The organism is Acidobacteriota bacterium (genome assembly GCA_016208495.1).
Lineage (GTDB): Bacteria > Acidobacteriota > Blastocatellia > Chloracidobacteriales > Chloracidobacteriaceae > JACQXX01.
This window is the reverse complement of the sequence record JACQXX010000115.1, coordinates 1-7,790: the sequence shown is the minus strand read 5'-3', so window position 1 is coordinate 7,790 and position 7,790 is coordinate 1. Positions and strand designations below refer to the sequence as shown.

At 50.9% G+C, this 7,790-nt stretch carries 7 protein-coding genes; 1 reads left to right on the top strand and 6 read right to left on the bottom strand.

Annotated elements, in window-relative coordinates; all coding sequences use genetic code 11:
* From HY774_23955 to HY774_23935, 5 genes are all read right to left on the bottom strand, one after another.
* On the bottom strand, nt 1-1,852 hold a 1,852-nt coding region (locus tag HY774_23955; GenBank protein MBI4751547.1), incomplete at its 3' end, for an Ig-like domain-containing protein.
* Between the two features lie 646 nt (nt 1,853-2,498).
* Nucleotides 2,499-2,774: a hypothetical protein gene (locus HY774_23950; protein MBI4751546.1), complete on the bottom strand. Its 276-nt coding sequence runs from the start codon at nt 2,772-2,774 to the stop codon at nt 2,499-2,501.
* Nucleotides 2,710-4,713, bottom strand: a complete 2,004-nt coding sequence (locus HY774_23945) for a hypothetical protein (protein ID MBI4751545.1) — start codon at nt 4,711-4,713, stop codon at nt 2,710-2,712. Before HY774_23945 ends, HY774_23950 begins: the two co-directional genes overlap by 65 nt.
* A gap of 604 nt (nt 4,714-5,317) precedes the next feature.
* Nucleotides 5,318-5,683 carry an STAS domain-containing protein gene (locus HY774_23940; protein ID MBI4751544.1) on the bottom strand — a complete coding sequence of 122 codons (366 nt, stop codon included), beginning with the start codon at nt 5,681-5,683 and terminating at the stop codon, nt 5,318-5,320.
* Between the two features lie 395 nt (nt 5,684-6,078).
* Nucleotides 6,079-6,924, bottom strand: a complete 846-nt coding sequence (locus tag HY774_23935) for a TlyA family RNA methyltransferase (protein ID MBI4751543.1) — start codon at nt 6,922-6,924, stop codon at nt 6,079-6,081.
* Nucleotides 6,925-7,109: 185 nt separating this feature from the next.
* Here HY774_23935 and HY774_23930 point away from each other — a divergent pair, with 185 nt between their 5' ends.
* Nucleotides 7,110-7,652: a hypothetical protein gene (locus HY774_23930; GenBank protein ID MBI4751542.1), complete on the top strand. Its 543-nt coding sequence runs from the start codon at nt 7,110-7,112 to the stop codon at nt 7,650-7,652.
* Nucleotides 7,653-7,670: 18 nt separating this feature from the next.
* On the opposite strand, the gene HY774_23925 is transcribed toward HY774_23930, so the two are convergent.
* On the bottom strand, nt 7,671-7,790 hold a 120-nt coding region (locus HY774_23925), incomplete at its 5' end, for an IS982 family transposase (GenBank protein MBI4751541.1).

Genomic DNA, 7,790 nt, shown 5'->3' with positions numbered 1-7,790 from the left:
TGGTCGTGGCCTGATTTGGCACGGTGAAGTCAAACGACGTGGCGCTGCCCGACAAGCCAGTCGTCAGCGTCGTGCTGAAAGTTGCTCCATCTGCCGCAAACGCGATGCTGTGTGAAATCACACCCACATTGTCGGTTGAGGAGAAGCTCACCGTCGCTGACGTACCGCCATTGAGGGTGGCACCACTCGTCGGCGCCGTCACCGTCACGCTCGGGGGTTCGGAATCCGTACCGGCTCCAACCTGAATCACGAAATCACTGTCACTGGCGTCAATACCAACATTGCCGCCACCATCGCGGGCAGTAACCTGAATCCGGGCATTGGGGGTTTCCAGGGCACCTGGAATCGGGAAGCTAAACGACTGGGCCGTGCCAGCCAACCCCGTGGCCACCACAAAGGGGAATGCCGCGCCGCCATCGTTTGACAGGCTGATGTCGTGGGATGTCACGCCTTTGTCATCGCTTGAGGTCCAGCTAATGGCCAGTTCCGTGCCGCTTTGGACTGTTTCACCACCATTTGGCGAAACCACCTGGACGGTTGGGGGAACTGAGTCTGAGCTGACGCCAGATGCGGTTGCAACACAGGCAATGATTTCAGATTGAATGTCGTCAACGTCAAACGCTTTCGCAGCATTGCCGCCGGCAACTGGAACTGAAGCCAAACCGGAACCACGCGGACCGTTTTGGAAGTCAATAAATGAAAATGTCAGTCTGTCTCCGGAACCAGCCATGCGGTTGACCAGATAGCCTGAGGTCCCTTCACCATAGATCAACAGAATACCTGGTAGGGTTCGATTTTCAGTAAAAACCAAAGTACCAGTATCTTCGGCTTTGCCGTCGCCGTCAGCATCGTTGTACACAAAGATTTCCATTTCGGCATCGGAAAAGACATCCGCGCTCAACAATGCAATTTTTCCACCTTCCAATGGCACCACACTCGCGGTGGCAATCAGGTTGGCCCCATTGGCGTCATTAAACTGGGCAAATGCGGTTGGGGGATTCTGGCCATCTGGAATTCCGTCACCATCATTGTCAACAAAAACAAAGGTGGCGCCACCGGCAAAACCATCAATGTCATTTTTGGCAACCAGGTTGGCAATCAGGTTTCCATTCTGGCTCAGACCCAGACCACCAAAGCTGAAGACCACCGGATCGCCACCCAGTGACAAGGCACCAGCAGGCAAAACGTCTACTTTCTGAGTGCCATCTGGTGTGCCATCCGCACCAGGTAAATAGGCAGTGATATAAAGAAAATCACCATCGGTGAAATCAAATGGCGATTGAGCCTGGTAGTAAACCGACATCACGATCACGATGTCACCAGCAGGTGAATCTTTGACCACAATCCCGGCTGGCATCCCTTTTCCAATCGAGAATTCCCGAATCACATTTCCTTTAAAATCACCATTGGGATTGTCCAGCACGGTCAAAGTGCCTTCACCAATGGTTGGTCCATCAAAAGCAAATGAGCCGGCATAGACTTTCTGGGTCTTGGCGCTGGCGGCAACCGCCGAAAAATCTTCGATGCTTGGATCACCGGCGGTAAATGTTTCGCGAGCGCTTCCATCTGGGACTTTGTCATCGTTGGTATCAGCCGCAGCAAAGACGGTGGTGGCACCATTCCCATAGAAGGTCACTTTGCTGAGCGACGTCCCAGCCTGAATAGCCTTTGGCGCGGCTTTGATTTTTTGGGTGGCACGCAACTGCCCCATATCAACCAACTGAGGCTGAGCCAGCGAATGTGTAAACTGATAATTCAGTGGCAATTCCAATTCCTTCGGCTTTTGGGCGAGGTTGGTGTTGGCACTTGATCCGAATTGCCCCAAAAGCATTGGGATGAGGAGAACGAACATGCCCAGCACACCGGTCAACAGACGTGATTTGAACTGTGATCGGGACTGAACTCCTCTCTCAACTTGGGTTGTCATGTGAAATCTCATCGGGAAAAATCCTCCTTGGTGAGACACTTCATCGCTTTACACCCCACGTGCAGTCATCCGGCCTGTCTGGGTTAAGTCCCAATCGGACACTTTCAAAGGAGGTTTGCACGCCGAGGGTTTGAGGTAACTCCTCAACAAAAAAGCGAAAGCGTGGTTGTCGTTGGTTTGAATTTAGAGTGAACTGGTTCAGAAACAGAACCGCAAACGGTGTTTGAGGACGTTCGGTAAGAGTAGCAAAAAAAGCAAAGAGGTTGCGAGCAGAATCTGAGGACGTTCGGTAAGAGTAGCAAAAAAAGCAAAGAGGTTGCGAGCAGAATCTGCTTGCAACCTCTTTTTCTCTCGGGAGTTGTATTGTCACTTCATACAACTCCTATCAGAGGTTTCGGTTTTGATGAATTCTATCCTTGGAATTCATACAGAACGGATCTGCCGACTTTCCCAATCAGCCAGGACGTATACCATTCTTGCGCTGAGGCACTGGTATTAGAAAACAGTCAAGTAGTTCAATCAAATAAACTTAGTGAACGACTGACGACTGACGACTGGCTACTGACTGATATTACTTGACCTTGAACTTGACTGAAATGCCTTCGCCAAAGTTTCCAGCGGCATCAGTCGCCACCACCCGGACCTTGGCTTTCTTGATCTTGGTTGCCGGCGCCGTGGCGGTAAACGACTGCGCGGTTCCCGGCAATCCGGTCGCCAGCGTGGTCGTGAACGTCGCACCGTCATCGCTCGACAACTGAATGTCGTGCTTGGCAATCGTGCCGTTATCGGTTGAGGTCCAGGCGATGTTGAGCGGTGGTCGTGGCCTGATTTGGCACGGTGAAGTCAAACGACGTGGCGCTGCCCGACAAGCCAGTCGTCAGCGTCGTGCTGAAAGTTGCTCCATCTGCCGCAAACGCGATGCTGTGTGAAATCACACCCACATTGTCGGTTGAGGCGAAGCTCACCGTCGCTGACGTACCGCCATTGAGGGTGGCACCACTCGTCGGCGCCGTCACCGTCACGCTCGGGGGTTCGGAATCCGTACCGGCTCCAACCTGAATCACGAAATCACTGTCGCTGGCATCTGATGTGGCATTTCCGCCGCTATCTTTGGCTGTTACCTGAATCCGGGCATTGGGAGTTTCCAGGGCACCTGGAATCGGGAAGCTAAACGACTGGGCTGTACCAGCCAGGCCGGTGGCCACCACAAAGGGGAATGCCGCGCCGCCATCGTTTGACAGGCTGATATCGTGGGATTCCAATTCTTTATCATCGCTGGAGGTCCAGCTAATGGCCAGTTCCGTGCCGCTTTGGACTGTTTCACCACCATTGGGCGAAGTTACCTGCACCGTTGGGGGAACGGTATCGGCAGCAGCGGGGCCAGCCGTTAGAAAACTAACCACTTTGGTAAAATTTTGTCCCTGGGTCGGGAAGCGCAACGCGGCAGTTACATTTGAAGCGGCACCGTTGGCGCCGATTTTTCCAAATCCGATTTCATTCCCGGTAAAATTGCTTCCGCTCACCGGAGCATACGCAAACAGCAGGTTGTCATTGGTCACGGCCATCTGACAGCCAACAAAAATTCCCGAAAAACTAAACCGATACGGACGCTGGGTTGATTGAAGGGCATGCACCGTACGCGGAGGACCGTCAGCTTTCAAATCATCATTGGCATCCACATAAGCCACTACCTGTGGTCGTTGACCGCTAAACACTTGTGGGCCATAGGCATAATAGATTGTTCCGCCTCCAGGGTTTGGGGCCGGAACAATGCTGGTGGTCACAATCGGAATCAAATCGTCATCACCTGGTAAAGCAAAAAAGTCGGGTCGAATGCTGTCGGGAATACCGTCATTATCTGAATCCAGCACAACGGCGATTACACCAGCCAGGCCGTCAGAAGCCTTGATTCCCAGGTTGATCAACAGATTTCCTTTGCCATCAGTTGCCATTCCGCCAAGCGAAAAGGTCACTGGATCATTCCCTAATTGCAGGTCATCTTTATTAAAAATGACCACTGGATTTGACCCATCCGGAGCACCATCCGCCCCTGGCGGAAAGGCCACCAGGGTAAAGCCGTCGGTTGGAGTATTGTCGAAAATTTCATCTCCCTCAAATGTGGTGCTGGCGACCAGGAGGGTATCGCCAGCAGAACTATTGATCACAAGTACTCCCACCGGGCCTCCATCCCCGGTTGAAAATGATTTGACGACACTGCCTTTGAAGGTGCCGCCGCCGTTGTCACAGACCAAAACCTGGCCCTCGACCCCATTGGCCACACCGACATAAAACCGGCCCGTTTTCGGACTAATCGCCATACTGGTTGTCACTTCGCTGGCTGGATCCGGGCTGGTAACAAAATCTTCCTTCGCAGAATCATTTGGACTGCCATTGCCATCGGTGTCGGCATAGACGTCCACATCCGAGAGAAGCGCATCCCCCAAAAATGTCAGGCTTGACAGCGGGGTATTGGCCGGAATTGCGGCTGGGGTAAAGGAGCGAGATGCCGCCCGAAGTGCTTCTAAATCAAGGTTGGAAGCAACACTCCGGTCAATTTTTGAGTGTGGCACTTTGAAATTACTGGGAAAGGCAAGGTTGATTGGCTTCCCGCTGGTGCCGCATTTGGTTGATTGAGGGTGAGCTGAAATCGTTTGCAAGCGAGGAAACCCACCAATCAGCACGCCACTGGCAATCAAAGCCACACCAAACAAACCAATCACCAGGTTTCGCCGTGAAAACCGGCGAAGGATTGAAATAAGTACAGGATCGGGTAACTTTCTGAGCATGACAAAACCTCCGGACAAAGTGAAAAGAAAGATGAGAACCCCCATCAAACCTCAAGTGTCACTTACAGTTAGCTACCAGAAAATGAAGATGCCTGGGTCTATTTCCGCTGGCGCCTGGATCTCTTGGGATTGATGGACACTTCAGCGTGATGCGCACGCCTGGGTTAAAGCGAAGTGTTCATAGATGAACCCCATCAAAATCATCGAGACCGATTGGAGTCTGGTTCTCAGCCAGGGTGCGCCCTCGTTGACACACACCAGGGCTGGGAAAATGATCATTTCCAATAAAGTCTATTCAAGATGGGTAATGCGCCTGGATTTGGTTAGAAATCGAACCGACTGATTGTAAGAGCTAAGGACAAACTAACACCCTTCAACCTTTTGTATTCAGGGTTTGGATTGATTCACCGGGGATTGGTGACTGGAGCTGGGCCTGGAATTCAGCTCGGGGACTTTCCCTTCAGGGTCTGACCGCTGGCCTGTTTTGGCGTCATTGGATCCATGAGTGCGGTGACCTTAGAAGAAAAACGATGATGCCATAGGGGGAACAAATTTTAATAGTTTTTTGTGTCCCCAAAACCGACAGATTAAAAATCCGACCGACTTAAGGCGATTGCGCATCTTGAGGTTTAAACGCTCCGAGCGCGGATTCTTCGCTCTCAAATGTTTCAAAAACCGTGATTAATTTGGTAATCGTCAGCAGATCCTGAATGCGCTGAGTCAAATTGACCAGCTTGAGTTCCCCTCCGCCAGGCGCGCGCTTGACGGCGGTAAAACATCGGACGACTTCGCCAAGGCCGCTGCTGTCCATATACGGCACACCCGCCATATTCAACAAGACGCGGCGCTCACCCTGTTCGATCAATCTGGCAATGTATTCCTTGAGTTGAATGTCACCATCACCCAACAGGATCTTCCCTTGAAGGTCAAGGATCACAACTGAACCGATACGGCGCTCGGAGATATTCATAAACTGACTTCCCTCTCAATTAAATAAATGAGTTGATTGATGTCTTGATTCCTTCGAGCGACTGAAATCGGTGATGCACGAGAGCCGATCAGTCAAGAACCAGGAATAGTTGGCGACTATAGCATAGCTCAAATTCTCACAGCACCCTCTTTAAACCAGGAATGAAGAATGAAGAATGAAGAAGCCATCTAGTGGTTAGTGATTAGTGATTAGTGATGCGAGTGAAGGGTTGACATTGAGGTTTCAGAATCAACAATTCACAAGCAGCAGGTCCACCATCTGAAATTTGAAATTTTGATAAACCCTTTGTTTTCAACGAACAGTTTTTTAATTCTTAACTGGTATCACTAACCACTAGCCACTAACCACTAACCACTAATCACTAGATGGATTCTTCATTCATTCCGGAACAGTGCCTGAAGTTCAGCTTGCCACAGCGTCAAATCAACCTCTGGGAACCCATCCAGTCCTTCAGCCGCCTGACGTTTCCCAATCAACAGAAATTCCCGGTTCCCATCAGCGCCTTCAATTGGCGAACACATCACGTGCCAGGGTTGAATGCCAGCCACCTGTGCTACCTGCGCTACTTTTTCAATTGCCCGGCGGTGCAATGCAGGATCTTTGACAATGCCTTTCTTGCCAACATCCTCGCGACCAACTTCAAATTGTGGTTTGACGAGTGTGATCAGCAAGGCACCAGGTTTCATCAACAAAGCAACTGCTGGGAGAATTTTGTCCTGTGAAATAAATGACACATCACACGTCACAACATCAAAAAGCTCAGGAAAATCAGATGGTTGCAAATACCGGGCGTTTACCTGTTCTCGGACAATAACCTGAGGCGAGTTGCGCAACTTCCAGGCCAACTGATTGGTGCCAACATCAATTGCATAGACCCGAGTCGCCCCGTGTTGCAGCAGGCAATCGGTAAAACCGCCGGTCGAGGCCCCAACATCAAGGCATACGGCCTGTTCAACCACCAGACCAAAGGTGCGCAGGGCACCTTCAAGCTTGAGCCCACCGCGGCCTACATAGCGCATGGCTTCGCCACGAATTCGAACCTGTGCCTGTTCGGGGACAAGCTGACCTGGTTTTTCGGCCCGTTGTTCATTAACCAGCACCTGCCCGGCCAGAATCAACGCCTGGGCTTTGTGGCGTGACTCGGCCAGATGATGGTCAACCAGCCATTGATCAAGCCGATGTCGTCGGGGTTTAGAGTTTGGAACCTGGGATTTGGTCATAAAACAACAAGCGAAGTAGCGAAGTGAATTTCCCCACCTGATTACTTTGAACAGGTGACTGTGCTTAAAGCCTTAAAAACCTGTTTTCAACTCGCTCAAGGGATATGAAATCAGGATAATCAGCTTTTTAACTATTCCGAGGGGCAAGTGTACAGGTTTGTCCTTCATTATCTGGGGAGATTTCTATGAAGTATTTGCTTCGTGCAGTGATTGGAGTCAGTTTTTGTGTGAGTGCCAGTCTGTTCACTGGGTGTACCTTGCCAGGTGATTCCACGCCGAAACCAGCGGCAACGCCGAAAGAAAATTCACCTTCAACTTCACCAGCCACACCATCTGGCCAATCGCCAGCTCCTTCAGGCAAAGAGTCTGAATCGCCGACTGGTTCCACCACATCAAAAGGACCAGTAAAGCTCCCAACGGATGTTCCGTTTTACAGTGGCGGTGCCATCACCAGTGAAACCGCAAACGGAGACTCCTATGTCCTCACTTACACTGCTCCAACCGCAGGTAAAACCGTTTCAAGTTTTTATGAAAGTGAATTGAAGAAACAAGGGTGGACAGTAAAAGCCTCAACCAGTGTTGAAGTTCCCTTCCTGGGTGCCAGTGTGGCGCCAATGGTGGCCGAGAAAGGGGAGCGCTCCTGCAGCATCACCATCAGTGGAAAAAATGATTCAGAGTGTACGGTCGTGCTTGTGGTCGGAACCAAGCAGTCACCGGATAATAAATAACGTGAGTTCGACGTAATTTTAGAAGGCAACCGCTGGTAAATTCCCCACCAGATCGGGACGAAGATTGAGAGATGGCTTCTTTTCTTGAAAGGTATAGGCAATCAATCCAGCCATGAGATTGACCATAAAATTGGTTGG

Bases quoted from the DNA above. Each gene is read 5' to 3' on its own strand.
- HY774_23940 (MBI4751544.1), bottom strand. From the start codon at position 5,683: ATGAATATCTCCGAGCGCCGTATCGGTTCAGTTGTGATCCTTGACCTT.
- HY774_23945 (MBI4751545.1), bottom strand. From the start codon at position 4,713: ATGCTCAGAAAGTTACCCGATCCTGTACTTATTTCAATCCTTCGCCGG.
- HY774_23935 (MBI4751543.1), bottom strand. From the start codon at position 6,924: ATGACCAAATCCCAGGTTCCAAACTCTAAACCCCGACGACATCGGCTT.
- HY774_23930 (MBI4751542.1), top strand. From the start codon at position 7,110: ATGAAGTATTTGCTTCGTGCAGTGATTGGAGTCAGTTTTTGTGTGAGT.